Here is a 26,143-nt window from a genome sequence, read left to right on the forward strand (position 1 = left end):
GGGGGCGAGACCGCCACCGCCGATGCGGAATCTGTCGCGCGGTCCGAGGACGACTTGGTGCACAATCTCGCCGCCACCGGTATCGCTCCGGTCGCGGCCGACGTGCCCGAGGTGGCGGCCGGTGACGAGGTGCCCGAAGTCGGGCCGACGGCCGACGCCGTCGAAGGTGTCGAGCACGCGGTCGCCGATTCCGTCGTCGAGGTGGGCCGGGTACTCGGCGGAGCCGCTGGGGACACCGCCTCAGCTCCCGAGGTCGCTTCGGCTCCTGAGGCTGCTGTCGCTCCTGAGGCTGCCCCCGCTTCCGAGGCTGCCCCCGCTCCCGAGGGTACGTCTGCCCGTGAGGCCACCCTCGCTTCCGAGGGGGCTGTCACGGCCACGGCCGCCGTCGCCTCTGAAGCCGCTCCTCCTGAGGGTGTCGTTGCCACGGAAACGACGGCCGAGGAGCCGACTTCCGGGGGAACCGCTGACGCTGGCGCGGCGCATACGGGTGTCGCCGAGAGCGCTGATTCCGGCGTGGAGTTCGAGTCATCGCCGCGGAACTGAATCCCGTCGACCCGTTCGATACGGCGGCCTTGCGTGCCGCGGTGTTGGCGGCGTGGCGGGATTCGCCGACGCGGTTGCGGGAGGATTCCGCGACCGAGGCCGATCTGGTGGTGGCGGGGTATCGGGATCGGCTGCTGACCGAGTTGGCGCAGAACGCGGCCGACGCCGCCGCCGAGGCGGGGGTTCCGGGGCGGCTGTGGGTGCGGGTCGAGGGGCGCGTGCTGCGGATCGCGAACACCGGTGTGCCGCTGGGGTTGGCGGGTGTGCACGCGTTGACGGCGTTGCGGGCCTCGGACAAGTCCGAGGAGGTGGTGGGCCGCTTCGGTGTCGGGTTCACCGCGGTGCTGTCGGTGAGCGAGGACATCGAGATCCGTTCGACCACCGGTTCGCTGCGTTTCTCCCGCGAGCGGACGCGCGAGGCGTTGCGCGAGTGGGGGATCGGCGACCCTGCCGACGGTTCCGCGCCGCCCGTGCTGCGCCTGGCTTGGCCGGTGTCCGACGAGCCGGCCGCGGGCGCGGACACCGAGGTGATCCTGCGGTTGCGTGCGGAGGTCGACGTCGAGGCGCTGGTGAAGTCGATGCGCGCGGAGGCGGCGGACCTGCTGGTCGAGTTGCCCGCGTTGCGTGAGATCCGGATCGCCGAGGACGAGATCACCTCCGCCACCACCGTTCTGGACAGCGGTTTGACGGAGTTGCGGATCACCGGTCCCGGCGCGCTGACCCGCGTGTGGTGGCAGTACTCGACCGCGCGGACCCGTTGGTTGGTCCCGGTGCGCGCGGGTCATCCGGTCGCCGCGGAACCGGATGTGCTGCGCGCGCCGACGCGGTCGGACGAGGAATTGTCGCTGCCCGCGCTGTTGATCGCGGACATTCCCATGCAGCCCGACCGCCGCCGCCTGCTCCCCGGTTCGGTGCTGTCCGAACTGGTGCGCGGCTACGCCGATTTCGCCCGCGCGCTCCCGCGTCCGGACCGTCTGATCCTGGTTCCCGCTCCGGGGTTCGCGCGCGGCGAGGTCGATGCCCAACTCCGCGAAGCGGTCCTCACCGAACTCCGCACCCACCCTTGGCTCCCGGTCCGCCCCACCCCGGATACCGACGAATCCGCCCGTCCCACGACCGCTTTCGGGGTTCCGGTGCCGGACCCCGTGGCGGTGCCGACGCGAGCCAGTGTCGTCACCGGACTGACAGCGGATCTGGCGGAACTGCTGGACGACGTGGTGGCTCCGCTGGTGATCCCGGAGCTGTCCGGTCCGGCATGGGCGGAGGCGCTGACCGTCCTGGACGTGCACCGCTTAGGTTTGGCGCGGATCGCGGAGCTGACGGCGGGGTCGCCGCGGTCGCCGCGCTGGTGGCACGCGCTGTACGAGGCGTTGGAGGCGTTCGCGGCGGATCCGTTGGCGGCCGAGGAGTTGGGCGCGCTGGCGGTGCCGTTGACCGATGACCGGGTGGTGACGGGTCCGCGCACCGTCGTGCTGGGTGACGGTCTGGACCCGACGGTGACGGTGCCGTGGGCGCGGGTGGTGCATCCGGAGGCGGCGCATCCGCTGTTGGCGCGGTTGGGCGCGCGGACGGCGACGCCGGAGGATCTGCTGGCCGATCCGGTGTTGCGCGCGGAACTCGAGGAGCGCGCGGACGATCTGGAGATCACCGAGGCGGTGTTGCGGTTGGCGGCGGCGGTGGCCGGTCGCCCGCTGCCACCGTGGTTGGGGATGGTGGAACTGCCCGATTCCGAGGGCGAGTACCGGCCCGCGGACGAGTTGCTGTTGCCGGATGCCCCGCTGTATCCGCTGCTGGTGTCGGATGCGCCGCTGGGCACCGTCGATCCCGATCTGGTGGCCGAGTATGGCGCTGAGGCGTTGCGCGCGCTCGGGGTGGGCTGGGATTTCGGGGTGGTCGTCGAGGACGATCCGACGGGTCCCGATCACCAGTTGGACGACGAGGAGTCCTGGTGGGACGGGCTGGTGCAGGATCCGCCGCGGTTGGTCGCGGTGCGGGATCTGGATCTGGTCGACGAGGTGGCCTGGCCGGACGCGTTGTTGCAGTTGGTGTCCGAGCCGCGGACCCGCCGGGTGCTGGCCGATCCGGACGGGTACACGGCGTGGTGGCTGCGCAGGCACGCGCGGGTGCGCGGCACCCGGTTGGGTCTGTACCGGCATCCGGCCGACGCCGAATTCGCGGGTCTGCTGCCGGAATTCGGGTTCTCGGGTTTCGGCGGTCCCGAACTGGACGGGTTGCGTTCGGTGTTCGTGAATCCGGCGGTGGTGACGGTCGATCTGGCCGAGGCCCTGTTGGACGCGTTGGCCGACGAGGCGCACACCCCGTCGGCGGAGGTCGTCGCCCGTACGCACGCCCTGTTGGCGCGCGCGGTGGCCGAGGGCAGGCTCGATCCGGTGGATCTGGAGTTGCCGCACCGGGTCCGGGCGGTGTCGGGTGCTCCGGTGGACGCCGCGGCGGCGCTGGTGCTGGATCAGCCGTGGTTCGGGTTCGTGGTCTCCCCGCGGCGTCTGGTGTTCGGCGATGTGGACAACGCGCGGGCGTTGGCCCGGTTGCTGGATCTGCCGCCGGTCTCGCAGGCGGTGACGGCGGAGGTGCTGGGCGAGGGGCGGCGCACCACGTGGGCGGCCGAACCGCTGGGCACGGTGCTGCCGCTGGTGTTCGCCTTGCCGTCGACCGAGGGTGAGCTGGTGGTGCACGAGCAGGTGCGGGTTCGCCTGTCGGGTGCGGTGACCGGAACGGTGACGGTGCCGTGGTGGCGTGACGGCGCGGTGACCCACGTCGCGGCGCCGCCCCCGGCGCAGGACGCTTAGTCGGCGTCGGTGGAGTGGGTGGCGACCATCCGGCTGAGCAGGTCGAGTTGGTCGCGGACCGCGGTGCTGTCGTCGTCGACGAGCCAGCGCAGCACGATGCCGTCGATGACGGTGAGGGTGAAGCGGCTCAGCGTGGCGACGGGGACGGTCCAGCTGGTCTTGGTGGCGTCGCGCGCGTGGTCGAGGATGTCGGCGACGGTGGAGTCGTTGAAGGTGTACTGCTCGCGGGCGATGGCGAGTTTGGCGGGGGTCTGTTCGCCTTCGCGCAGCGCGTAGGTGGTGGTCTCGTAGGTGAGCAGTTGCCGTTCGGGGGTGGCTTCGATATTGAGCCACATGAGTTCGAGGCCGGCGCGGACCAGTTTTTGAAGCGCTTCTTTTCCAGTTCCGGCGTCCTGCCAGACCGTTTCGTCGGCATCGACGGAATCGCGCAATTCCATCGAGAGCGCTTTGACCAACTCGGTCATGAGCGCGTCCTTGTTCTCGAAACAGTAATGCACCACTCCGAGCGAGACCCCGGCCGCCTGAGCGACATCGCGCGTGGTCACACCGGCTACGCCCTTTTTCTCGGCGAGACCTATGGCCGCCTCGATAAGGTGGGCCCGTCGTTCTTCGACGCTCAATCGGGAGGACACAGAGCGAGTTAAGCCCTCGGCGCGCGCACAGTCAATTCGCTGGTCGAAAAATCTGGGCTGGACGATTGTCCAGTTATGTGGTTCGCTGCCTTCCAGACGAAGGAGACGCGTATGTCGGTGTCACGCAGAACCGTTCTGGCCGCCACGGCGGCGGGCTCGGTAGCCCTGGCCGCCCTACCCGCGGGCACGGCCTCGGCCGCCCCCGCCGCGGCGGGCGGTTACGAGATCGGGCTCGGCATCTCGGATCTCACCGGGCCTGCGGCGGACTGCGGGATGATGGGCTACTCCCAGTTCTCCCAGACCACCGCGGGCATCCACCTGCGCCCGCGCGCCCGCGCCTACGTCATCGCGGCGGGCGGCGCTCGCGTGGTCTACGTCGTCGCCGAGAACGGCATGATCTTCCAGTCGGTGCACCGCGGCGTACTCACCGAACTGGCCCGCCGCTACGGCGATCTCTACACCGAGCGCAACGTCATGCTCACCTCGACGCATTCGCACGCCACCTGCGGCGGCTCGAGCCACGACTACGCCTACAACCTCTCGATCTTCGGCTTCCAACAGCAGGTCTACGACGCGGAAGTGCGCGGCATCGTCGAGGCGATCGCCGCCGCGCACGACGATCTGGGTCCGGCGGGTCTGGCGCTCGGGCGCGCGGAATTGCACGACGCCAGCGTCAACCGGTCGCGGGTCTCCTTCGAGCGCAACCCCGAGGCCGACCGCGCGTACTACCCCGACGCGATCGACCCCGCCGTCACGGCGCTGTCGATCAGCAAGGGCGGCAAGCCGGTCGGCGCGATCACCTGGTACGCCACCCACAACACCTCGATGAGCAACACCAACCGGCTCATCAGCAGCGACAACAAGGGCTACGCCGCCTTCGTCCACGAACACGGCGACCACGGCGTGCGCTACCTCGACGGACAGCCCGACTTCCTGGCGGCCTTCGCCCAGACCAACGCGGGCGACATGTCGCCGAACTTGAACCTGCGGCCCACCTCGGGACCCACCGAGGACGAGTTCGAGAACACGCGGATCATCGGCGAACGCCAGTACGCGGCCTCGAAAACCGCTTTGGCGCGGGCGGAATCGATCAGCGGTCCGGTCGGCGCGCTGCTGTGCTACATCGACCTGGCCGACACCGCGGTCGACGGCCGATTCACCCCCGACGGCCAACCCCGGCGCACCGCACCGGGCGCCGCGGGCGTGTCGCTGATCGCGGGCAGTATCGAGGACGGTCCCGGCCTGCCGGGCCTGCCGATCCCCGAAGGCGTGCGCAACCCGTTCGTCGACGCCCTCGGCGGCGCGAACGCGCCGGTGCCCGCCTGGCTCGCGGACGCCCAGGCCCCCAAGGCCATCGTGGCGCCGCTGGGGCTGATGCCGCCGCACCCGTGGGTGCCGAACGTGGTCCCGATCCAGATCATGCGCATCGGCGAGCTGTATCTGGCGGGCGCGGGCGCGGAATTCACCATCGTGTCCGGCCTGCGGGTGCGGCGCGCGGTCGCGGCGGCGCTGGGCGTCGACCTCGAACAGGTGTTGATGCAGGGCTACGCCAACGCCTACCACCAGTACGTCACCACCCCGGAGGAATACGACGCCCAGCAGTACGAGGGCGGTTCCACCCTGTTCGGCCGCTACACCCTGCCCGCCTACGTCCAGGAGTTCACCCGCCTCGCGACCGCGTTCGCGGCCGGGCAGCCGATCGCGCGCGGACCTGCCCCGCGCGACATCTCGGACCTGCAACCGAATTTCGTGGCCGCCCCCGGCCCGGATGCCGCCCCGGCCGGTCGCGCCTTCGGTGACGTGCTGACCCAGCCCGCCCCGTTCCAGGCCCGCGGGGCCACGGCGAGCGTCGAATTCGTCTCGGCCCACCCGAAACACGACCCGCGCCGCAACGGCACCTTCCTGGAAGTGCAGGTCCGCACCGCGACGGGCGAGTGGCGTCGGGTGGCCAACGAAGGGGAGTGGGCGGTGCGATTCCATTGGAGCGCACCGGCTCCCGGTCAATCGGTCGCGCGGTTCACCTGGGATGTCCCCGCCGACATCGCGCCCGGACGCTACCGCTTCGTCCATACCGCGAGCAGTCTCGGCGGTGACGGAGCGTTACGCCCCTTTACGGGAATCAGCGACGAATTCGACGTCGGCTGAGCCGATTTCACAGACCCGTCTGGGCGCCCTTGTCCCCGCGTCGCGCACCGCGCCGCTGGATCAGGAAGATCACCGTGCCCAGCACGCCGACCGCCAGCCCCATCAGGCAGATCGGCCGGGCCGACTCCCAGCGCTCCCCACTCAGCCACACCACGACGGTGGCGATCGCCCACAGGGCGCTGCCGAGGGCGAGCACGGGGCGCGGGTCGGTCAGACTCGGCGGGATCTGCGGGACGGCGCGGTTCACCCCGCCAGCCTAGCCGCGGGAACGCGCGTCGCCTCCGAACCCGTCCCGTATCGTTGCGCACTGTGACGACGCCATCGGATGTTCGAGCGCTGGCCGGTGAACTCTCCTTGGCGGTGGTTCGACTGACCCGCCACCTGCGCGGACGCCGCGCGGACGCGCAGATCTCGCTGACCCAGCTCTCCGCCCTGGCCACCTTGAACCGCGAAGGCGCGATGACTCCGGGCGCGCTGGCCGCCAAGGAGCGCGTGCAGCCGCCGTCGATGACCCGCGTCATCGCCTCGCTCACGGATATGGCGCTGGTGGAACGCAATCCGCATCCGACCGACGGCAGGCAGATCATCGTCTCGCTGTCCCCGGCGGGCCGCGCGCTGATCGCCGACGAGGCGAGCGCGCGCGAGGCGTGGATGACCGAACAGCTCTCGTCGCTGAGCGAGGATCAACTGGTCGTGCTGACCCGCGCGGTGGCGATCATGAAACAGATCGTCGCCGAGTCGGAGTAGCCGCTCAGCGTTCCCCGAAGGCGCGGTCGCTGTCGACGATGTCCTTGCCCAGCGGGAACAGCGACAGCGGGATGAACTTCAGGTTGGCCCAGCCGAACGGGATGCCGATGATCGAGATGAACAGCGGGATGCTCGTCAGCAGGTGACCGATGGCCAGCCACCAGCCCGCGACGATGAACCACACGATGTTGCCGAGCATCGAGCCGGTGCCCGCGCCCGGCTTGTCGACCGCGGTGCGTCCGAACGGCCACAGCACGTAGCCCGCGATGCGGAACGAGGCGATGCCGAACGGGATGGGCACGACCAGGAAGAACAGCAGGAAGCAGATGATTCCGGCGACCACGTAGCCCACCGCCATCCAGAACCCGGCGAAGATCAGCCACAGGATATTGAGAACCAACTGGATCGGCTTCATGCTCTCCAGACTACGGACATTTCGGTCGGTACGGCGGGCGCGGCGGACTCAGAAGAACCAGCCCAGTTCGGCCTCGCGCGGATGGGCGAACGCCTCGGTCAGCGCCCGCGTCGCCGCCGGATCGGCGCGCAGACGGCCCGCGGCGGCGAACGGTTCGGCCGGGTAGGCGCCCAGGTACAGGCTGCCCAGCACATCGATGCCGAGGGTGACCTCGGCGGCGCGGGTACTCGGCGCGCACTCGGCCACGCCGTCGCGGACCCGCAGCGCGAACACGCCGCCCGCCTCGCGGAACGGGTCGGTCACCTCAAGCACCAAGTCCAGGTCGCGGCTGTAGGTCCGCGCGGTCAACGCGGCGGGGACGTCCATGATCCGCAGCCACAGACTGTCGCCCCGGTCGCGGGTGCGCACCAGACGGGAGTCGGTCAGCAGGTGCGGCAACGCGTCGTGATCGGACAGTTCGGTCCTGATCTCGGTGACGATGTCGAAGCCGAGCAGCGTGCGCCACAGCGCCGCGTGCGCCTCGGCGGTGACCGCGCGGAATTCGGTGACCCGCAGGTCGTTGTGCCGGTCCTGGGAGTGGAATCGGTAGAGCGCGTAGCCGTCGGTGTGCAGCAGCGCCATCTGCGCGCTGCCCCCGCCGCGCCAGCGTTCCTCGTCGCGGAACAGTTGCGCCCACCCCGTCTCGGGGCGGGCCTGCGCGCCGGGCGTCAGCAGCCGCCAGCGCTCGTAGACCTCGGCGATCTCCGCGCGGTGCTCGGCGGGCGCGACCACCACGACACCGCCGGGATCGGGTGCCTGCGGCAGGAATTCGGCGAAGCGCCGATCGACGGTGACGGCATTGTGGCGGATCGTCGGCCCGTAGCCGAAACGGCCGTAGATGGTGGCCCGACTGGCGGTGAAGATCGTCAGCGGCAAACCCTGGTCCTCGATGCGCCGATGCTGTTCGGCGTACATCGCGCGCAGGATGCCGCGCCTGCGGTGCGTGGGGGCGACGCCGACCCCGGAGATGCCGCAGACCGTCGCGGTGCGCCCGCCCGGGACGGTGAGTTCCATCGTCATCGAGTTGGTGTGGCCGACGACGCGGTCGCCGTCCAGGGCGACCAGCGCGCCGCCCTTCGGGAAGACCGGCGCGGGCGCGGCCGGGTCCGGCGGTTCGTACCCGAACGCGAACGAGGTGGCCAGCAGCAGCCCGATCCCCGCCGCGTCCTGGTCGGCGGCCGTGCGGAGGGTGATTCCGGGTGGCAGGGTCATGGCTCGACCTTCGCATGCCGCACCGGGCCGACGCAGCCGATTTTACCGCGCGCCGGGACCTGCCGCAGCCGCCTCCGCCGCCGCTGGGCAGGATGGTGCGGTGGCCGACGTGATCGATATCGAGGACCCCGCCGATCCGCGGGTGGACGATTTCCGCGACCTGTCCGACGCGGACCGCAGGCCCGATCTGCCCGGTCGCAAAGGGTCGGTCATCGCGGAGGGCGTGGTCGTCGTGCAGCGCATGCTCGATTCCCGGTTCCGGCCCGCCGCGCTGCTCGGCGTCGCGAAACGCCACGAGCAGTTGGCCGCGGACCTGGCCGGGCGCGACGTGCCCTACTACCGCGCCACCGCCGAGGTGATGGCCGAGATCGTCGGGTTCCACCTCAACCGCGGCGTGCTCGCCGTCGCCCCTCGGCCCGCCGAACTCGACGCCGCCGACCTGCTCGCCACCGCCCGGACGGTCGCGGTGCTCGAAGGCGTCAACGACCACGAGAACCTGGGGTCGATGTTCCGCAACGCCGCCGGATTCGGCGTCGACGCGATCCTGTTCGGGGACCGCTGCGCCGACCCGCTGTACCGGCGGGCGGTGCGCGTCTCGATGGGCCACGTGCTGCGGGTGCCCTTCGCGCGTCTGCCGCACTGGCCCGGCGGGCTGGATATGCTGCGCGACAGTGGTTTCCAAGTCGTCGCCCTGACCCCGAACCCCGCGGCCCCGACCTTGGCGGCGGCGCTGACCGGCGACCGGGTCGCGCTGCTGCTCGGGGCCGAAGGCCCGGGGCTGACCGAACAGACCATGGCCGCCGCCGACGTCAGGGCACGCATACCGATGGCCGCGGGCACCGACTCGCTGAACGTGGCGACGGCGGCGGCCATGGCCTTCTACGAACGGGTGAGGACATCGTGAGAGAGCTGCGATCGTGACCGGCGACCGGGCCTACCGCCCGTCCGGGGGATATCCCGACCACCGCGCGCCGACCCCGTGGGCGGCGGGTCTGACCGTGCTGGTCGTGGTGGCCGCGCTCACCTGCGTCGGGGTCTACGCCTTCGGGGTCGCCATGGCGCGCGGACATCCGCTGCTCGCGATCCTGATCAACGGCATCGCCGCGATCTGCCTGACGCCCAGCGTGTTCAGCGGCAGCAAGAAGCCGGTGACCCGCTGGGTGGTCGGCGGCGCGGTGACGGGTGTGCTGCTGGCCTGGATCGGTCTGGTGGTCACCGGGCTCGCGGCGGTGCTGTAACCCGGTCAGCCGACCCGGTCGTGATTGCGCCGCCACCAGCCGAACAGGCCGCGGCGATGACGCAGCGCGTCGGTGGGATCGTCGCTGTCCAGCGCCATCAACTCGGCGTGGTCGGGCGCTCGGCCTTTGGGGAACAGGGTGAACCCGCAGACCGCGATGTCGCCGGGGACCAGCGCGTCCTCGCCGGGCCGGTTCCGGTACCGGAAGCCCAGCCACTGGTCGGTGGCCGCGTCCGCGAAGTCGGGCGGGTCGAACGGCAGGGTGAGCGGGTCGGAGAATTGTCCGGCCTGCCACAGCACCGGATGGTCACCGGCCCAGTACGGCCGCTCCCACACCGCGGGCAGACCCTTGTCCTCCAGGATGTTGACCCGGGTGGAACTGAACCCGCGCCGGAATTCCCCGCGCTCCCAGTGCGCGAACGCGCCCCAACCGTAGGCGGTGTCGAAGGAGAGCAGGTAGGTGTGCTCGGAGGCCAACGGCCGGATCAGCATCTCCGGCAGCGCGGTCGGGCGAATCTGCGCGGCGATCGTCGAGCACACGATGGTGACGCCCGGATAGCAGCCGATGTAGACCTCGTCGACGTCCGGTCCCGCGCACCCGCCGAGGGTGCCGACCATGATCGGAACCACGTCGCGATCGGCGTAGAGCTGTCTGGCCAGGGCATAGGCCGCGTCCGGGTCCGGGTCGTGCTCGGCGCGCAGCACCGCGAGTGGATCGGCGGCGTCGACGTACCAGAGCGATGAGGCTTTGGACAGCATTTTCGGCACCTCCCGATTGCGCGCAACATTTCCGCGAACTTCGAGCGAACTCCGGGTGGTGGCGAACGTCCCCCGCGTGAGAACAGCCCGATGCCGACGTTTTCCGCCGGCGACACCCGGAAAAATCTACACTCCCGGGCCTGCGACAGGCCGGAACTGTCCTATTCGTATCGAGGTCGAAAGGAAATCGATGCCGGGTCCGTAAGTACTCGGCGGACAATCGGCAAATCTCGGTTACCTTCGGGAAAACTCTCCGGCCTCACCTGTTCGGTGCGATCCGAGAATTTTCACCCGGCCGCTCCGGACGAAGAAGGCGCTAGCCGGCGCGGTGCCCCGGCCGTTCGCGGTAGATACGCCGGACAGACGAAAGCGCCGCGATCCGAAGGGGATCGCGGCGCTCTCACGGTGACTCAGTGCCCGGAGCTGCGCACCCCGAGCAGTACGTCCTCCCAGGACGGCATCGGGGCCTTGCCCCGCTTGGTCCGTGCGGTCTTGGCGGGCGCGGCTTTCGCGTTACCCGGCTTGACGGGTTCCTCGGGCTGCGGCGTCGCCGAGGCGGCCGCGGCCGGGGTGCTCGGCGCCGTGGGCGGCGTCGGAGCCGTGCTCGCCGCGGGGGCGGCGGGCGCACTCGGCGGCGGTGTCGTCGCGGCGGGCGCGCTGGGTGTGGCAGGCGCGGGAACCGGTGCGGGGACGGAGGCGGGCGCGGGGGCCGGGGCCGACGGCGCGTTGCCGCCACCGGTCGACGGGATCGCCGCGGGCGCGCCGCCCGCCGCCACCGCGCGCTGACCGTAGAACTCCTCGCGTGGCTGCTGCTGCGGAGTGCGTGCGGCCGGACGGGCCTGCGGCACGGGCGTTGTCTCCCGCGGCGGGCGCGGCGCCTCCACGGCCTGCTCCACCGGAGCGGCGGCCTCGAGTTCGGCCTGCGGGGGCAGGATCGAGGCCAGACCGCGCAGCGCGCGACCGAAATCCGGATCGATCAGATCCGAGGCCGGATCATCGAGCGGGGACACCGAACCGCCGTGCGCGTCCGGCTGATAACGCCAGTGCGCCGCGATTTCGGAACGGCCGTTCTGCCACTGCAACTGCGCGACCCAGAAGCCTTTTTCGTCCTTCCAGGCATCCCATTCCGCGTTTTCCAGTGTGTGCCCGCGCTCGGTGAACGCCGCGGTGACGATATCGATCAATGTTTCCACGGCCGGACCGTCGGCACGCACCGGATGCGCCTTCTGCGCCAATTCCGCGGCGCGCGCGCGTTCCAACAGGACCGGATACGCGAAACGTTCGACACGGCTGGACGGCATACCGGATTCTTCGGTGACCTGCTCCACGGAGGCGCCGGCGCGGATACGGGCCTGGATATCGCGAGGACGCATGGTTGCTTCCATTTCGATCTCGATCTGGCCGAATCGTGCTAGGTCTCCGCGGGCCGCGGCGCGCAGTTTGTCGTCGGCGGGCAGTCGGAACTTGGTGCCGGACTCGGTGTCGATGCACACGATGTGCGTGGAGTCGGGCGTCACCCCGATCACTCGAAGTTCACGCACCGTTACCTCCTTATCGCGTCGGCTCGCGACACCGCCCACTGTGTCGAAACAGTAGTGCACAGTTCATGATCTCGAGGCAAGACACGCGGGCCGAAAATCGGCGGACAGACCACCGCACCCGCTAATCTGCTCTGTTCGTATCGGTTTGCCGCGCCTGCGCGCGACCCGCCCGAGTTCGCGTCCGGCGGTGCGTCGTTCATCATCGCGGAGGTTCTCCGAACCTGCGACCGGACCGCGGCCCGCACCGGGAATTCGAGTGAATTCCGCGGCGCCGACCAGCGGTCCGGTGGTTGCCCATGGGTTGCGACCCGAAATTCGGCTCAGGCCAGCTTTTCCACGACCCAGTCGATACTGCGGGTCAACTGGCTGACGTCCTCCGGGTCGATGGCCGGGAACATGCCGACGCGCAACTGGTTGCGCCCCAACTTGCGGTAGGGCTCGGTGTCGACGATCCCGTTGGCGCGCAGCGCCTTCGCCACCGCGGCGGCGTCGACGGTGTCGGCGAAGTCGATGGTGCCGACCACCTGCGAGCGGTGCGCCGGATCGGTGACGTAGGGCGTGGCGTACTCGCTCGACTCGGCCCAGGCGTACAGCCGCGAGGACGAGTCCAGCGTGCGCTTGACCGCCCAGTCCAGGCCGCCGTTGCCGTTGAGCCAGTCGATCTGGTCGGCGAACAGCAGCAGGGTGGCCAGCGCCGGGGTGTTGTAGGTCTGGTCCTTGGTGCTGTTGTCGATGGCGATCGGCAGCGACAGGAACTCCGGGGTCCAGCGGCCCGAGGACTTGATCTCCTCGACGCGGGCCAGCGCGGCCGGGCTCATCAGCGCGACCCACAGTCCGCCGTCGGCGGCGAAGCACTTCTGCGGCGCGAAGTAGTAGACGTCGGCGTCGGTGATGTTCACCGGCAGGCCGCCCGCGCCGGAGGTGGCGTCGATGGCGATCAGCGCGTTCTCCGAGCCCGCGGGGCGGGTCACGGGGATGGAGACGCCGGTCGAGGTCTCGTTGTGGGCCCAGCCGATCAGGTCGGCGGCGGGGTCGGCGACCGGTTCGGGGGCGCTGCCCGGGTCCGCGGAGACGACGATCGGGTCGCCGATGAACGGATTGCCCTTGGCCACCGCGGCGAATTTGCTGGAGAACTCGCCGTTGGTCAGGTGCAGCGAACGCTCCCGGATCAGGCCGAACGCCGCGGCGTCCCAGAACGCGGTGGTGCCGCCGTTGCCGAGCACGACCTCGTATCCGTCGGGCAGGCCGAACAGCTGCCGCAGGCCGCCGCGCACCCGCGCGACCACGTCCTTGACCGGCTTCTGCCGGTGGGAGGTGCCGAACACCGATGCGCCGACGTCGACCAGGGACTGCAACTGTTCGGGACGCACCTTGGAGGGGCCGCATCCGAACCTGCCGTCGGCGGGCTTGAGATCGTCGGGGATCGTCGGGAACGCAGAGGTCATGGCCACAAGGGTAAGGCGTGTCCGCGCTGTGGCCATGAGCGGGTGCGGGCGATTTGCTGGAGGGTAGCTCGAACCGATCGGTCGGTCGCGTCGCGCGGTGCCGTCCGGTTTTCGGCCGGACAGCGGCTTCGGCGCGTCGGTTTGCGGCGCGGCGGCGGTTTGCCCACGGTACGCCCCGGTGTTCGCGAAGGCTCGACGGATCGACGCGCCGGACGCGACGCGCCCGGGGTGGTGTGTTTGTTCTCACATCGGAAAACGCGTCGGCGCGCCCGGCGGCTGTCGTAATGCCGGCGCGTCAGCGACCCGATCCCGGCCCTCGCGCGCCGTCCCCGCGGCGGACCGGCGGGTACGGACGACGCGGCGTCCTCCGCAATCCCGGGTCGACCGACCCAGACGGGGTCTACCGTTGCGCCATGGACCAGCTCACGGTGGCGGTGGAGGGGCGGAGTTGAGTACCGCGGCGACGGGATGGCGGGCGCGGACGCGCGGATTCGGCACACGGGCCGCGACGCTGACCGCCGCCGCGCGGCGCGAGCTACTCCTGCGCGGCGCGGAGGCGACGGCGACCGTCCTGGCCGTGCGTCCCGGACACCGCGGCTCCCACTTCACCGTGCGGGTGCACCTCGACGGCGAGCGCCCCTACGAGACCAGGTTCGAACAGCAGGTGTGCGCAGCCGATCTGGAATGGATGGGCGCGGGGGACACCGTCGCCTGCCGGGTCGATCCCGGCGACCGCGCCCGAGTCGTGCTCTATCTGCCCGACAGCGCCGCCGTCGCGCGCCCGGAGGCCGAGACCGCCCGCATCCTCGCCGACGGTCGCCGCGCCGAGGCCACGGTGCTGGCCGCGACCCCGGTCGCCGCCGGTTACTCGGCGCGCGCCGACCCGGTGCTGCGCCTGGACCTGGAATTGCGGGCCTGGGACGAGCCGACAGCGTGGCGGGTGCGGGTCGTGCAGGCGGTGCCGCTGGTCGCGATCGGACGCATCGACCTGGGGGCACGGGTCGAGACGGCCTTCTTCGCCATCGATCGCGGGGAATCGGTCGCCGTCGACTGGGCGGCCACCCTCGGCGAGGACTGAGACGGGACGAGCCGGGCGCCGACGGAGTTCCGTCGCCCGCCCGGCTCGCCGCCGAGAATTCGCCTCAGGAGTGCGCGACGCTCGCCCAGCCTTGGACCTCCTCGGGCCGACGCGGCCCCGGACCGGTGTAGATCGCGGCGGGACGCACCAGTTTGCCGAGCCGCTTCTGCTCGAGGATGTGCGCGCACCAGCCGGCGGTCCGGCCGCAGGTGAACATCGCGGGCATCATGTGCGCGGGCACCTCGGCGAAATCGAGGATCACCGCCGCCCAGAACTCGACGTTGGTCTCGATGGCGCGATCCGGGCGACGTTCGCGCAACTCGGTGAGCGCGGCCTGCTCGAGCGCCGCGGCGACCTCGTAGCGCGGAGCGTCCAGGCGCTTGGCCGTGGCGCGCAGCACGCGGGCGCGCGGGTCCTCGGCCCGGTACACCCGGTGGCCGAAGCCCATCAACTTCTCCTTGCGGTCGAGCAGGCCCTTGACCAGCGCGCGGGCGTCACCGGTGCGCTCGACCTCCTCGATCATCGGCAGCACGCGCGCGGGCGCGCCGCCGTGCAGCGGACCCGACATCGCGCCGATCGCGCCGGACAGCGACGCCGCGACATCGGCGCCCGTCGAGGCGATGACGCGCGCGGTGAAAGTGGAGGCGTTCATGCCGTGCTCGGCCGCGGAGACCCAGTAGGCGTCGATGGCCTCGGTGTGGCGCGGGTCCGGATCGCCCTTCCATCTGGTCATGAATCGCTCGGTGACCGTCGAGCACTCGTCGATCTTCTTCTGCGGCACCGCGGGCTGGTAGATGCCGCGCGCGGACTGCGCCACATACGACAGCGCCATGACCGAAGCGCGGGCCAGATTCTCCCGGGCGGTCTCGTCGTCGATGTCGAGCAGCGGCTGATAACCCCAGATCGGCGCGAGCATCGCCAGGCCGGCCTGCACGTCGACGCGGACGTCGCCGGTGTGCACGGGTAACGGGAACGGCTCGGCGGGCGGCAGACCGCGGCCGAATTCACCGTCGACCAGCAGCGCCCACACGTCGCCGAAAGTCACCTGGCCGGTGACCAGATCCTCGATGTCGACGCCGCGGTAGCGCAGCGCGCCGCCGTCCTTGTCGGGTTCCGCGATGTCGGTGGTGAAAGCCACCACGCCCTCGAGGCCGCTGACGAAATCGCTGGGTACGACGGCACGACCGTCGGAAACCGCGGGGCTGGTAGTCATGGTGTGACTCTCCTTGCACTTCGGGGCGCATGCGCTTCGCCGCGGGTGCCGCCGAGCACATGCCGATCACCAGAACCTTAGCCCCCTGCTACTGCGGAGTAACGTCTGGGCCATGCGTGACCTGGACAATTCCTCGCACGACAGCTATTCACCTCCCGGCACCCCGGGCGGTGGGAATGCTGCCGATTTCCCCGTCGCGACCGACCTCGCCGGCATGCGCGTCGACTACGGCGTCCTGCACCGCGGCAGCGGCGAGGACACCGACCTGGACGAAACGTGGCTGGCAGCGGGCTGGGAACCGTTGCTGCGGCACTGGATCGAGCAGGCCACGGCGGTCGGCGTCGCCGAACCCAACGCCATGGTGCTGGCCACCGTGTCCACGGCGGGCGACACGCCGCGCCCGGTCGCGCGGACGGTGCTGTGTAAAGGGCTCTCGCCGGAAGGTGTGACTTTTTACACGAACTACGACTCGGCCAAGGGGACGCAACTGGCGGCGGTCCCGTTCGCGGCGGCCACCTTCCTGTGGGCGGCGCTCGGCCGCCAGGTGCACGTCCGCGGTCCGGTCGAGCGGGTGAACGGCGAGACCACGGCCGTCTACTGGCGTTCGCGGCCCCGCGAATCCCAACTCGGCGCGTGGGCCTCACACCAGTCCGCACCGATCGGTTCCCGCGCCGACATGGACGAACTGCTGGTCGCGACCACCGAACGCTTCGCCGACGTCGAGGACATCCCGGTGCCGCCGCACTGGGGCGGCTACCTGCTGCGTCCCGACGAGGTCGAGTTCTGGCAGGGCCGCCGCGGCAGGCTGCACAACCGGATCAGGGTCCGCGTCACCGCCGAAGGACAGTCGGTCGACCGATTGCAACCCTGAGTCGACCGGTCCGGCTCGCGACGAGATGAACGCTGTCGCCGCCGTCGTCGGATCACTACGCTCCCGCCGGTGGAACTGCTCGCCGACACCGCCCCCCTGCGCTACCCGGCCTACCGGCGGTTGTGGACCAGCAACATCGTCACCGTCGTCGGCGCGCAACTGTCCGTCGTCGCCGTCCCGCAACAGCTGTTCCAACTGACCGGCAGTTCCGGCTACGTCGGGTTGGCCGGTGTGTTCGGCCTCGTCCCGCTGATCGCGTTCGGCCTGTGGGGCGGCGCGCTCGCCGACGTCATGGACCGGCGGCGGTTGCTGATGATCACCACCTGCGGCACCGGGCTCACCGCGCTGGCGTTCTGGGCCCAAGCCGCGAGCGGACTCGGCAACGTCTGGGTGGTGCTCACGCTGTTCGCCGTGCAGCAGGCGTTCTTCGCCGTGAACCAACCCACGCGCGGCGCCGCCGTCCCGCGACTGCTGCCGCCCGAACACCTGCCCGCGGCCAACGCCCTCAACATGACCGTGCAGCAGGCGGGTGCCATCGCCGGGCCGGTCCTCGCGGGCGTGCTGATCCCGGTCATCGGACTGCCCACCCTGTACTTGATCGACGCGCTCGCGCTGCTGGCCACCGTCTGGGCGGTGTGGAAGCTGCCGCCCATCCCGCCCGTCGGCGTCGAACGCACCGCCGGGGTGCGCGCCGTATGGGACGGCTTCGCCTACCTGGCCGGTCAACCGATCCTGCTGTGCTCGTTCCTGGTCGACGTGATCGCGATGGTCTTCGGCATGCCGCGCGCGCTGTACCCGCAGATCGCGCACGAGACCTTCGGCGACCCCGCGGGCGGCGGCGTCATCCTCGGCCTGCTGTTCGCCTCGATCTCCGCGGGCGCGGTCCTGGGCGGCATCTTCTCCGGCTGGATCTCCCAGGTCCGCCGCCAAGGTTTCGCCGTGATCGTGTGCATCGCGCTGTGGGGCGTGGCGATGGTCGGCTTCGGCGTCGCTGTCGGCTTGGCCGGACACGGCCTCGGACTCGGCGTCGGCCTCGCGTTGGCCCTGGCGTGCTCGGCCTTCGGCGGCGCGGTCGACATGTTCTCCGGCGCGTTGCGCGTGGCGATGTTGCAGACCGTGGCGACCGACGAGATGCTCGGCAGACTGCAAGGGGTGTTCATCGTCGTCGTCGCGGGCGGTCCGCGCCTCGGTGATGTTGCCCACGGTTTCGCGGCGGTCGCCGTGGGTACCGCCGTGGCGAGCGCGGGCGGCGGCGTTCTCGTCGTCCTCGGCGTCGTTCTCGCCGCGCTGGCCTTCCCCGCCTTCGTTCGCTACTCGGTGGCCCGGTCAACGCCTCGCGCGCACCCCGTCACCGACGAGTCGGCCGACTGAAACCGCCGCGACCACACCGCGACACCGCGCCGGCAACACTTCGACAAACCCCGCCGTACTCACGTGACGAAAGTACGTTTGTGAGGTCACACCCGGGGCACCCTCGTGCTCGGGCCGCGTGGACAGCGACTAGCGTCTAGGTAATCGCACCGCCGTGCCGACCGCACTTCGATGCCGACGGTCCTAGCCTGAGAGGGATCCTTCCGTGCCCGAGAACGACCAAGTCAACGACGCCAAGCCGGTACTGAGCTTCCCCGGTGGCGAATACGCCATGACGATCACCGAGGCCTCCGAAGGCAACTCGGGAATCGACCTCGGCAAAATGCTGGCCAGCACCGGGTACGTCACCTACGACCCCGGTTTCATGAACACCGCGCCCACCAAATCCGCGATCACCTACATCGACGGCGAAGAGGGCATCCTGCGGTACCGGGGCTACCCGATCGACCAGCTCGCGGGCTCCTCGACCTTCATCGAGGTCAGCTACCTGCTCATCTACGGCGAACTGCCCACCCAGGCCCAGCTCGACGACTTCACCGACCGCATCCGCAGGCACACCCTGCTCCACGAAGACCTCAAACGGTTCTTCGACGGGTTCCCGCGCAACGCGCACCCCATGCCGGTGCTGTCCTCCGCGGTCAACGCGCTCTCCGCCTACTACCAGGATTCGCTGGACCCGCGCGACCCCGAACAGGTCGAACTGTCCACCATCCGACTGCTCGCGAAACTGCCCACCATCGCGGCGTACTCGTACAAGAAATCGGTCGGACAGCCGTTCCTCTACCCGGACAACTCGCTCACCCTGGTCGAGAACTTCCTGCGCATGACCTTCGGCTTCCCCGCCGAGCCCTATGAGGTCGACCCCGAGGTCGCCGCCGCGCTGGACATGCTGCTGATCCTGCACGCCGACCACGAGCAGAACTGCTCCACCTCCACCGTGCGCCTGGTCGGGTCCTCCGACGCCAACCTGTTCACCTCGGTGTCCGGCGGCATCAACGCGCTGTGGGGCCCCCTGCACGGCGGCGCCAACCAAGCCGTGCTGGAGATGCTCGACGACATCAAAGCCTCCGGCAGCGACGTCAAGGAATTCATCCGCAAGGTCAAGAACAAGGAAGACGGCGTGAAGCTCATGGGCTTCGGGCACCGCGTCTACCGCAACTACGACCCGCGCGCCGCCATCGCCAAGAAGCACGCCGACGCCATCCTCAACAAACTCGGCGGCGACGACGAACTGTTCGACATCGCCCAAGCCCTGGAAGAAGCCGCGCTCACCGACGACTACTTCGTCTCGCGCAGGCTCTACCCGAACGTCGACTTCTACACCGGCGTCATCTACAAGGCCATGGGCTTCCCCACCCGCATGTTCACCGTCCTGTTCGCGATGGGCCGGCTCCCCGGCTGGATCGCGCACTGGCGCGAAATGCACAGCGAACCGCTCAAGATCGGTCGCCCCCGCCAGATCTACACCGGCTACGGCGCCCGCGACTACCACAACATCGACAACCGCTGACGCGGACCACCGTCCGCACCACAACGTCACCGAAAGAAGGAGATAGCCGAATGACCAAGCCGGAAATCGAATTCCAGGCCGGACCCGCGCCCACCGATCTCGTCGTCAAGGACATCATCGAAGGCGAAGGCAAGGAAGCCGTCCCCGGCGGCACCGTCGAGGTGCACTACGTCGGCGTCGAATTCGAGACCGGCGAGGAATTCGACTCCTCCTGGAGCCGCGGCGAATCCATCAGCTTCCCCCTGCGCGGCCTCATCCAAGGCTGGCAGGACGGCATCCCGGGCATGAAAGTCGGCGGCCGCCGCCAACTCACCATCCCCCCGGAACTCGCCTACGGCGCCGCGGGCGGCGGACACCCGCTCTCCGGCAAGACCCTGGTCTTCGTGATCGATCTGATCAACGCGGCCTGAATTCTTCTGCGCGAAGGGCGATCCGGGACACCGGGTCGCCCTTTTCGCGTCTACCCGAAGGTGGCGTCACCACTCTGTGGAGGACCGCACCACTCCGCGCACCAGCAAACCCCACGAGTGACATCCCCACCCCACGCCCCCCTCGGGGCGAGGTGACCACCCCCGCGCCCAGTCACGGTAAGCCCGTAAAGCAACATCACCGCCTTGCGTCCCCACTCGGGGAGCGAACCCGATGACCGACGTTCGGGGCCGTCTCGTCGCCCGCAAGCGAAGCGCCTGACAACAGACGTGACCACTCGGTACACCCCCGAGCAACATCACCGCCTCACGCCCCCACTCGGGAGCGAGCCTGACGAGCGACGTTCGCGGCCGTCTCGTCGGCCGGTGGGCGAAGCGCATGCGCCGCAGGCGCGAGTCTCGCCCGCCGGCCGACGAGACACAAGGGGCCGCGAACACGCCGCGCCGAAGGCGCGGCCAATCAAACACCGGGTACACCGCCCTGAGACCCGTAAGCCGGCAACTCCCAGCCCCCTCAGTTCCGCACGATTTCCACCGGGTCCGTGAGAGCCATAGCGATGCTCGAGCTTTGGGTGCTGGAGCGGAGTGGGAGGGACTCGAGGGCTTTGCCGGTTTGGGTGTTGAGGTTTTTCACTATGGTCTGCAGTTGGGTTACGCCGCCGGTGAGTTGGGTGATGGCATCGACGAGTTGGGTGCCGCCGGTGTCGGCGAGGGCGGGGAGTCCTTCGGCGAGTTTCGCGCCTTCTTCCAGTTGGGCGCTCGCGCCTTGTAGGCGGGTGACGACGGTGCGCAGGAGGGTGCCGAGGTCGGTGTCGGGGTCGACGGCCGCGCCGACGAGTTGGTCGAGGCCGTCGAGTTGGGTGCCCGCTTGCGCGGAGACGGTGCGCAAGCCTTCGAGTTTGGTGATGATGTCGGCGAGGGCGGGGTTGTCGGCGAAGGGGAGTGCGCGCAGCAGGGGGAGGACTTGGTCGAGGCCGGCGCCGACGGTGCTCGCGGTGCGCTGCACTTGGGCGATGGTGAGGCCGGTGGTGTCGAGGGCGTCGGCGAGTTGATTCGCTTGGGCGGCGGCGCCGTCGACGGTTTCGTTGAGGACGGCGATGGCGGAGGTCAGTTGGGCGGAGCCTTCCTTGGCGAAGGCGAGGAAGTCCAGGAGTTGTTGTGCGCCGCCGCTGAACTGGTCGGCTCCGGCGGCGGCCGCGTCGACGCCGGCACCGAGCAGTTGGGCGGTGAACTGCACGCTGGACAGTTGGGTGCGGGCATGGGCGGTGGCGGCGAGGGCGGCGTCCACGCCCGCCGCGCCGATGCGGTGGGTGACCTGGTCCGCGGCGTCGTTCACCAGGGTCTCGTCGGCGTTCTCGTGTGCGGTGACGGTGACTTTCGCGCGCTGCGGGGTGGGTCCCGCCAGGGTGGTCATCAAGGTGGTGAGGTCGGCGGGCAGGGTGATGACGACCGCGTAGTCGGCGGGGTCGACCTCGTCGGGGCCGAGCACGGTCCATTCGTGGCCGCCGCCGTCTTGGCGCAGCGAGTCGGCGATCCGCGCCCCTGTCGGCCCGGTATCGGCGTTGACCAGCGCGATTCCGGTGGGCGACGCGCCCGAGGAGCAGGCGGTGAGTGCCGCGCCTGCGACGAGGGCGGCGGCGGTGCACAGGGCGTATTTCGCGATCACGCACGCACCCTAGAGCGCGGCGATGACGTTTTCGTTGGCGTTTCTCTGAGAGTTCGGTAAGGGCCGCACGGGATTTCGTGCGGCCCTTGCGAAGGCGATCAGGCGACGGGTGCGGCGACCCGGCCGAAATCCAATTTGACGAGTTGGTCGGCGCGGTCGAAATACCGGTCGTCGTGGGTGATCACGATGACGGTTTTGTCGCGGCGTTTCAGGTCGGTGAGGATTTCGCCGTAGAAGACGTCGCGGAATCGGGGTTCCTGATCGGCGGCCCATTCGTCGAACAGATAGATCGGCCGGTCCTCGAGCAGCGCGGTCAGCAACGCGAGGCGTTTGCGCTGGCCTTGGGACAGGGCGATGGTGGACAGTTTTCCGTCGCGCACGGTCACTTTGTGGGCGATCTGCAACTGTTCGAGGTAGTGGCGGACCTCGTCGTCGATGCCGGGGCGGTCGAAGCCGAGGTAGTCCTCGAACAGGTGGAAGTCGGTGAACACGGCCGAGGTGTTCTGCCGGAACCATTCGATGTTCCGGTGATCGATCGGTTCCCCGTTCAGCGATATCGTCCCGGTCCTGGGCACGTAGAGGCCGGTGATCAGTTTGGCGAGCGTCGATTTGCCGCTGCCGTTGCCGCCGACGACGAAGGTGATCTGTCCGGGCTCGAAGACCAGGTCGAGCGGGCCGAGGCGGAATCCCGAGCCGTCTTCGGCTGTTGCCGGCGCACCGAGCGGGACCGGGCGGTCGTCGTGACCGCGATGGTCGATGCGGTTGCGTCCGTTGACATCCGGCGGCGGACCGGCGTGAGCCCCCGGATGCGGGTGCGGGTGTCGACCACCCGGACCACCGGGACCGCCCGGACCGGGCCGTCCGGGTCCACCGGGCGGCGGCGCACCCGGACCGTCGGACCCGGGCACGGGCGGTTCGGCCGCGTAGCTGTAGCCGACGCCGCCGAGCTCCAACCGCGCCGAGGTGACCAGGTCCCGTTCGGTGTAGGGCAGTTGTTCCTCGTTGTGCATGGTTTCCATGGACAGGTTCATGGCGCGGATCTTGGCCAGCGCGACATCGCCGCGGACCAGGTCGGGCAACCGGTGCATGAAGTTCTGCATCGGCATCGCCAGGAACGTGGTGACCAGCACGTAGCCGACCATGACGTCGCGCGGCAGGTCGATGGCGACCGCGACGACGAACAGGATCAGCGCCATCGTGCCGAGCTGGAGCAGTTGGCCCAGGCCCTGGGCCACCGAGAATCGAGAACCCGCGTCGACGTTCTGGTCGCGCAGGGTGCGCGCCGAGCCGAGCAGGTGCCGGTCCATGAAGTCCCGTCGCCTGCCGCGATGCAGTTTGAGTTCCTTGATGCCGAGTGTGACGGCCTGGAAGGAGTTGAGCAGCAGGTCCTCGTTCTCGCGGGCCCGGTGGTAGATGGCCCTGACCCTCTTGAGGAACAGTTCGACGCAGGCGATGCCGACCAGCGTGCCCGCCACGGTGATCGCGAAGATCGGTCCGGACAGGACCGCCAGGAACACGAAGCAGCCGATGATGGTGGTCACGTCGATGACGATCGCCGGGATGGCCGTGACCGCCTGCGACAGCGACCGGACGTCCTCGGTGAGCGTCGCGATCAGCCGGTGGGTGCCGAGCCGTTCGAGGTGTTCCAGCGGCGCGGACACCACGCCCGCGCTCAGATCCTGGCGCAGGCGCAGGATCGCGTCCTGGGCCAACCGGATGAGCAGGATCTGGGAGATCAGGCCGCTCACCAGAACGACGACTCCGGTGAGCGCGAAACGGACCAGCAGGTCCTCGGGCCGCGGCTCCGGTGACACCACCGAGTTGATGAGTGTGACCAGGTAGGTGTTGGCGGCGCCCGCCACCAAACCGGTGGCGATGACGCCCGCGATCCGCACCCAGGAAATCGAGATGAGGAATCTGATGAGTTGCATGGTTACTGTGCTTTCTGGAACTGCCGGGCGGTGCGGATCACCGGCGGATGATGTCGAAGATCATTCCTTCGAGGGTGACCCCCGGCGCGAAGGAGAACGCGACGCCGGTGGAGATCGGGGCCGTGGTGTCGGCCTGCTGGATCATGCGTTCCAGCACGAAGATCAGCGAGACGCTGAGCATGTTGCCGTGTTCGGCGAGCACGTCCCAGCTCAGCGCGGCCCGGTCGTCGGGGATGCCGAGCGAACGCGCGGATTCCTCGATGATGCGGGGGCCGCCCGGGTGGATCGCCCACAGGTCCACGTCGGACTTGCGTAATCCGTTGGCGCGCAACCGTTCGGTGATGACCGGGTCTACGCCGTCGTAGATGTAGGTGGGCAGGTTCTCGGACAGTTCGCAGGTGATGCCGCTGTCGTTCACGCCGAGCACGATGCCGTCCTCGGCGCCGTCGAGCAGATGGCTGAAGCTGTCGCGGATGACCACCCGGCCCGCGGCCAGCGGCTGATGGACCTGGCTCGCGCCGATCACGACCGCGCCGCAGCCGTCGCCGAACAGGCTGTGGGTGATGACGTCGTTGACGTCGTCGTCGAAGACCGCGTTGACCGAACTCAGTTCGATGCAGATCAGCATGGCCTTCTTGTCCGGGTGCGCCCGGACGTAGTCGACGGCGGTGCGCATCCCGTTCATCGCCGCGGCGCAGCCCATGAAGTTGACGACCACGCGGCCGACCGCGGGGGACAGGCCCAGTTGCTTGACCACGGCGACATCGACGCCCGGGGCGATGAACCCGGTGCTGGTGACGAAGACCAGCAGTCCGATGTCGGCGGGGTCGTCCACGCCTGCCAGCGCCCGGCCCGCGACATCGACCGCCAAGGGCGCGGCGTGCTCGAAGAACAGGTTCATCCGTTCCCGGATGGTTCCGGGACGACGGCTGTAGGCGAGGAATTCCGGATCGAGCGGGTCGACCGCGAGGCGGCGGGTCTCGATGCGGGTCTTCTTGTAGATGCGCGAGATCCGGGCGCGCTGGGCCGGATCGGCGAACAGGTCGGCGACCTGCTCGGCGGCGGCGAGCTGGTCGAAGACCCGCGCCGGTGAACCGGTGGCGATGGACTCGATCACCCCGACCGTGGTGGGCGGCGCCGGCGGGAGCATCCGCTCGGCGAGGTCGTGCCCTTGTTCCCCATCCGCCTGGTGGCGGGACTTCCCCGAGCGGCGCACGCCGCTCTCCTCGATCGTCACAGACACGACCTTCTACCTTTCGGAATATATGTGTGGTGATACCCCGCCTCGGTGGGCGCGGAGCTGGAATCGGCTCAGACGGTGCCGATTCCGGTGAAGCCCTGGGCCGTGTAGACGACGCAGGTCTTCAGTGCCGACGGTGAGCAGTGTTCGCGAACGAACCCCCAGTTGCGTTCTTTTGCCTCGTCGGAGCGTGAGAGCAGATATGTCTGGATCTGTTTCGGGAAACGGTCGGTGAAGAAGCTCTTGGCGGGCAGCCATTCGACCCCGAACTTCGCGGCCTCCTCGCGCAACACGTCCTCGGTGGCGATGTTGGCGAAACCGCTGCGCTGATAGGGCAGCACGTGGTGGACCCGGTGCGAGCTGAGCCCCGCCGACAGGAAGCAGTCGACGTAGCGGTTGCCGACCACTTTCAGGTCGTAGGCCTGTTCGAGCTGGTTGATGCCCCAGTCCTCGGTGTCGGAGTGGGTCTCCTCGGTGTCGAGTTCGAAGTCGTGGCTGGCCACCACCAGGAAGGTGCTGATCCACAGGCTGATCACGAATTGCAGCGCCCAGGCCAGGAAGTCACCCGCGGCCACGAACACGATCAACTCGGCGACCAGCAGGAACCGGACCCCGAAGGAGCCGATGAAGTGCGGCAGCGCCCCGCCCCACGACCCGTACATCTCCTTGACGCCGACCTTGCGGGTCAGGCGGCACACGTCGAGCAGGCGGATCGTCATGCCGGTCAGCGTGTGCCCGAACTTGTGCAGGGTGTGGATCGGGATCCGGTAGAGCCGCGGCACCCGCATCATCATCGTGAAGACGTTCTTCTTGATGTCGACTTCGCTCTGGGTGTGCGGGTGGTGCAGCAGCGCGTGCCCGTCCGCGGTCACGAACGCCAACGCCACGTAGTTGAAGTCGAAGGCGTTGGTGTAGATCTTGTTCATGCCCTTCTGGGCGCGGTGGATCGCGTAGTGCCCGAAGCCCGCCAGCGAACTGCGCAGCAGCACCATCGCGATCACGAAGACGGGCAACGGCATCCACGCGGGTACCGACAGCCGCAGCGCCTGCACCGCGAAGTAGGCCACCACCAGCACCGCGACCACGATGTTGAACAGCGTGTCCATGCGCTTGATCCGCGCGGCCAGTTCCGGCTCCTTGAGCCTGGCCTTGACCTTGTGCAGCAGGTCGTCCTTGTTGTCGAAGCGGTACTTCGGGGTGTCGCGCCAACTGTCGAAACCCTCGTTGAACAGGAAGTCCGGCGCGTTGTTCTTCGGGTGGATGTCCTCGGGCAGGGCGTCGCGGTCGAGCGCGTAGCGCTGCAACATGCGCTC

22 protein-coding genes and 1 pseudogene are annotated in these 26,143 nt (G+C 69.4%); 11 read left to right on the forward strand and 12 right to left on the reverse strand.

Annotated features, from left to right (window positions below; translation table 11 throughout):
* Both ON30_RS40310 and ON30_RS03485 read left to right on the forward strand, forming a co-directional pair.
* Window positions 1–543, forward strand: a pseudogene (locus ON30_RS40310) (hypothetical protein); the annotation flags it as partial.
* 29 nt (window positions 544–572) lie between these two features.
* Window positions 573–3,350 carry a sacsin N-terminal ATP-binding-like domain-containing protein gene (locus ON30_RS03485; protein ID WP_245553922.1) on the forward strand — a complete coding sequence of 926 codons (2,778 nt, stop codon included), beginning with the start codon at window positions 573–575 and terminating at the stop codon, window positions 3,348–3,350.
* On the opposite strand, the gene ON30_RS03490 is transcribed toward ON30_RS03485, so the two are convergent.
* Window positions 3,347–3,982, reverse strand: a complete 636-nt coding sequence (locus ON30_RS03490) for a TetR/AcrR family transcriptional regulator (protein ID WP_040704152.1) — start codon at window positions 3,980–3,982, stop codon at window positions 3,347–3,349. The two genes, ON30_RS03485 and ON30_RS03490, sit on opposite strands and share 4 nt — an antisense overlap.
* 111 nt (window positions 3,983–4,093) lie before the next feature.
* Between ON30_RS03490 and ON30_RS03495 the strand changes: the two genes are divergently transcribed.
* Window positions 4,094–6,127 (forward strand): neutral/alkaline non-lysosomal ceramidase N-terminal domain-containing protein, encoded by a 2,034-nt coding sequence (locus tag ON30_RS03495; protein WP_040704170.1) that lies wholly within the window; start codon window positions 4,094–4,096, stop codon window positions 6,125–6,127.
* A gap of 7 nt (window positions 6,128–6,134) precedes the next feature.
* On the opposite strand, the gene ON30_RS03500 is transcribed toward ON30_RS03495, so the two are convergent.
* Window positions 6,135–6,374: a DUF2530 domain-containing protein gene (locus ON30_RS03500; RefSeq protein ID WP_040704154.1), complete on the reverse strand. Its 240-nt coding sequence runs from the start codon at window positions 6,372–6,374 to the stop codon at window positions 6,135–6,137.
* Window positions 6,375–6,436: 62 nt separating this feature from the next.
* Between ON30_RS03500 and ON30_RS03505 the strand changes: the two genes are divergently transcribed.
* Window positions 6,437–6,874, forward strand: coding sequence for a MarR family winged helix-turn-helix transcriptional regulator (locus tag ON30_RS03505; protein ID WP_040704156.1), 438 nt, complete (start codon window positions 6,437–6,439; stop codon window positions 6,872–6,874).
* Between the two features lie 4 nt (window positions 6,875–6,878).
* Here the strand turns inward: ON30_RS03505 and ON30_RS03510 are convergent, their stop codons facing one another.
* Both ON30_RS03510 and ON30_RS03515 read right to left on the reverse strand, forming a co-directional pair.
* Window positions 6,879–7,289 (reverse strand): YccF domain-containing protein, encoded by a 411-nt coding sequence (locus ON30_RS03510; RefSeq protein ID WP_040704157.1) that lies wholly within the window; start codon window positions 7,287–7,289, stop codon window positions 6,879–6,881.
* A gap of 48 nt (window positions 7,290–7,337) precedes the next feature.
* Complete coding sequence (locus ON30_RS03515; RefSeq protein ID WP_040704158.1) at window positions 7,338–8,540, reverse strand: GNAT family N-acetyltransferase; 1,203 nt, start codon at window positions 8,538–8,540, stop codon at window positions 7,338–7,340.
* A gap of 100 nt (window positions 8,541–8,640) precedes the next feature.
* On the opposite strand from ON30_RS03515, the gene ON30_RS03520 reads away from it, so the two are divergent.
* Complete coding sequence (locus ON30_RS03520) at window positions 8,641–9,444, forward strand: TrmH family RNA methyltransferase (protein WP_040704159.1); 804 nt, start codon at window positions 8,641–8,643, stop codon at window positions 9,442–9,444.
* 13 nt (window positions 9,445–9,457) lie between these two features.
* Window positions 9,458–9,778, forward strand: a complete 321-nt coding sequence (locus ON30_RS03525) for a DUF2537 domain-containing protein (RefSeq protein WP_051028894.1) — start codon at window positions 9,458–9,460, stop codon at window positions 9,776–9,778.
* A 5-nt stretch (window positions 9,779–9,783) separates the two neighbouring features.
* Here the strand turns inward: ON30_RS03525 and ON30_RS03530 are convergent, their stop codons facing one another.
* From ON30_RS03530 to serC, 3 genes are all read right to left on the reverse strand, one after another.
* Window positions 9,784–10,536 carry a DUF6928 family protein gene (locus tag ON30_RS03530; RefSeq protein WP_040704160.1) on the reverse strand — a complete coding sequence of 251 codons (753 nt, stop codon included), beginning with the start codon at window positions 10,534–10,536 and terminating at the stop codon, window positions 9,784–9,786.
* A 410-nt stretch (window positions 10,537–10,946) separates the two neighbouring features.
* Window positions 10,947–12,077 (reverse strand): septation protein SepH, encoded by a 1,131-nt coding sequence (gene sepH / locus ON30_RS03535; protein ID WP_040704172.1) that lies wholly within the window; start codon window positions 12,075–12,077, stop codon window positions 10,947–10,949.
* Between the two features lie 320 nt (window positions 12,078–12,397).
* Window positions 12,398–13,522 carry a phosphoserine transaminase gene (gene serC / locus ON30_RS03540; RefSeq protein WP_040704173.1) on the reverse strand — a complete coding sequence of 375 codons (1,125 nt, stop codon included), beginning with the start codon at window positions 13,520–13,522 and terminating at the stop codon, window positions 12,398–12,400.
* Between the two features lie 448 nt (window positions 13,523–13,970).
* Between serC and ON30_RS03545 the strand changes: the two genes are divergently transcribed.
* The gene (locus ON30_RS03545) at window positions 13,971–14,600 is read left to right on the forward strand and encodes a hypothetical protein (RefSeq protein WP_051028895.1); all 630 of its coding nucleotides are present in this window, start codon (window positions 13,971–13,973) and stop codon (window positions 14,598–14,600) included.
* A 64-nt stretch (window positions 14,601–14,664) separates the two neighbouring features.
* Here ON30_RS03545 and ON30_RS03550 read toward each other — a convergent pair whose 3' ends face one another.
* Window positions 14,665–15,813 (reverse strand): citrate synthase 2, encoded by a 1,149-nt coding sequence (locus tag ON30_RS03550; RefSeq protein ID WP_040704162.1) that lies wholly within the window; start codon window positions 15,811–15,813, stop codon window positions 14,665–14,667.
* Window positions 15,814–15,925: 112 nt separating this feature from the next.
* Here ON30_RS03550 and pdxH point away from each other — a divergent pair, with 112 nt between their 5' ends.
* The 4 genes from pdxH (at window position 15,926) to ON30_RS03570 (ending at window position 19,975) form a co-directional block, all read left to right on the forward strand.
* The gene (gene pdxH, locus ON30_RS03555) at window positions 15,926–16,684 is read left to right on the forward strand and encodes a pyridoxamine 5'-phosphate oxidase (RefSeq protein ID WP_083911111.1); all 759 of its coding nucleotides are present in this window, start codon (window positions 15,926–15,928) and stop codon (window positions 16,682–16,684) included.
* Window positions 16,685–16,753: 69 nt separating this feature from the next.
* A complete protein-coding gene (locus ON30_RS03560; protein ID WP_040704164.1) occupies window positions 16,754–18,055 on the forward strand; it encodes an MFS transporter in 1,302 nt (433 codons plus the stop codon).
* Window positions 18,056–18,260: 205 nt separating this feature from the next.
* Window positions 18,261–19,565, forward strand: a complete 1,305-nt coding sequence (locus ON30_RS03565; protein ID WP_040704165.1) for a citrate synthase — start codon at window positions 18,261–18,263, stop codon at window positions 19,563–19,565.
* Window positions 19,566–19,615: 50 nt separating this feature from the next.
* Window positions 19,616–19,975, forward strand: coding sequence for an FKBP-type peptidyl-prolyl cis-trans isomerase (locus tag ON30_RS03570; RefSeq protein WP_040704166.1), 360 nt, complete (start codon window positions 19,616–19,618; stop codon window positions 19,973–19,975).
* Window positions 19,976–20,507: 532 nt separating this feature from the next.
* Here ON30_RS03570 and ON30_RS03575 read toward each other — a convergent pair.
* The 4 genes from ON30_RS03575 to ON30_RS03590 all read right to left on the reverse strand — a co-directional run.
* Window positions 20,508–21,659 carry a YhgE/Pip domain-containing protein gene (locus ON30_RS03575; RefSeq protein WP_040704167.1) on the reverse strand — a complete coding sequence of 384 codons (1,152 nt, stop codon included), beginning with the start codon at window positions 21,657–21,659 and terminating at the stop codon, window positions 20,508–20,510.
* 98 nt (window positions 21,660–21,757) lie between these two features.
* Window positions 21,758–23,590: an ATP-binding cassette domain-containing protein gene (locus ON30_RS03580; RefSeq protein ID WP_040704168.1), complete on the reverse strand. Its 1,833-nt coding sequence runs from the start codon at window positions 23,588–23,590 to the stop codon at window positions 21,758–21,760.
* Window positions 23,591–23,627: 37 nt separating this feature from the next.
* Window positions 23,628–24,833 (reverse strand): type III polyketide synthase, encoded by a 1,206-nt coding sequence (locus tag ON30_RS03585; protein ID WP_085999261.1) that lies wholly within the window; start codon window positions 24,831–24,833, stop codon window positions 23,628–23,630.
* 68 nt (window positions 24,834–24,901) lie between these two features.
* On the reverse strand, window positions 24,902–26,143 hold a 1,242-nt coding region (locus ON30_RS03590), incomplete at its 5' end, for a fatty acid desaturase (RefSeq protein WP_040704179.1).

Origin of the sequence: Nocardia takedensis NBRC 100417 (genome assembly GCF_000308695.1) — a bacterium.
Lineage (GTDB): Bacteria > Actinomycetota > Actinomycetes > Mycobacteriales > Mycobacteriaceae > Nocardia > Nocardia takedensis.

What these genes read in the sequence shown, in the direction of transcription:
- ON30_RS03580 (WP_040704168.1), bottom strand. Translation starts at nt 23,590, where the DNA reads ATGCAACTCATCAGATTCCTCATCTCGATTTCCTGGGTGCGGATCGCG.
- ON30_RS03550 (WP_040704162.1), bottom strand. Translation starts at nt 15,813, where the DNA reads ATGACTACCAGCCCCGCGGTTTCCGACGGTCGTGCCGTCGTACCCAGC.
- ON30_RS03515 (WP_040704158.1), bottom strand. Translation starts at nt 8,540, where the DNA reads ATGACCCTGCCACCCGGAATCACCCTCCGCACGGCCGCCGACCAGGAC.
- ON30_RS03530 (WP_040704160.1), bottom strand. Translation starts at nt 10,536, where the DNA reads ATGCTGTCCAAAGCCTCATCGCTCTGGTACGTCGACGCCGCCGATCCA.
- ON30_RS03495 (WP_040704170.1), top strand. Translation starts at nt 4,094, where the DNA reads ATGTCGGTGTCACGCAGAACCGTTCTGGCCGCCACGGCGGCGGGCTCG.
- ON30_RS03510 (WP_040704157.1), bottom strand. Translation starts at nt 7,289, where the DNA reads ATGAAGCCGATCCAGTTGGTTCTCAATATCCTGTGGCTGATCTTCGCC.
- pdxH (WP_083911111.1), top strand. Translation starts at nt 15,926, where the DNA reads ATGCGTGACCTGGACAATTCCTCGCACGACAGCTATTCACCTCCCGGC.
- ON30_RS03570 (WP_040704166.1), top strand. Translation starts at nt 19,616, where the DNA reads ATGACCAAGCCGGAAATCGAATTCCAGGCCGGACCCGCGCCCACCGAT.
- serC (WP_040704173.1), bottom strand. Translation starts at nt 13,522, where the DNA reads ATGACCTCTGCGTTCCCGACGATCCCCGACGATCTCAAGCCCGCCGAC.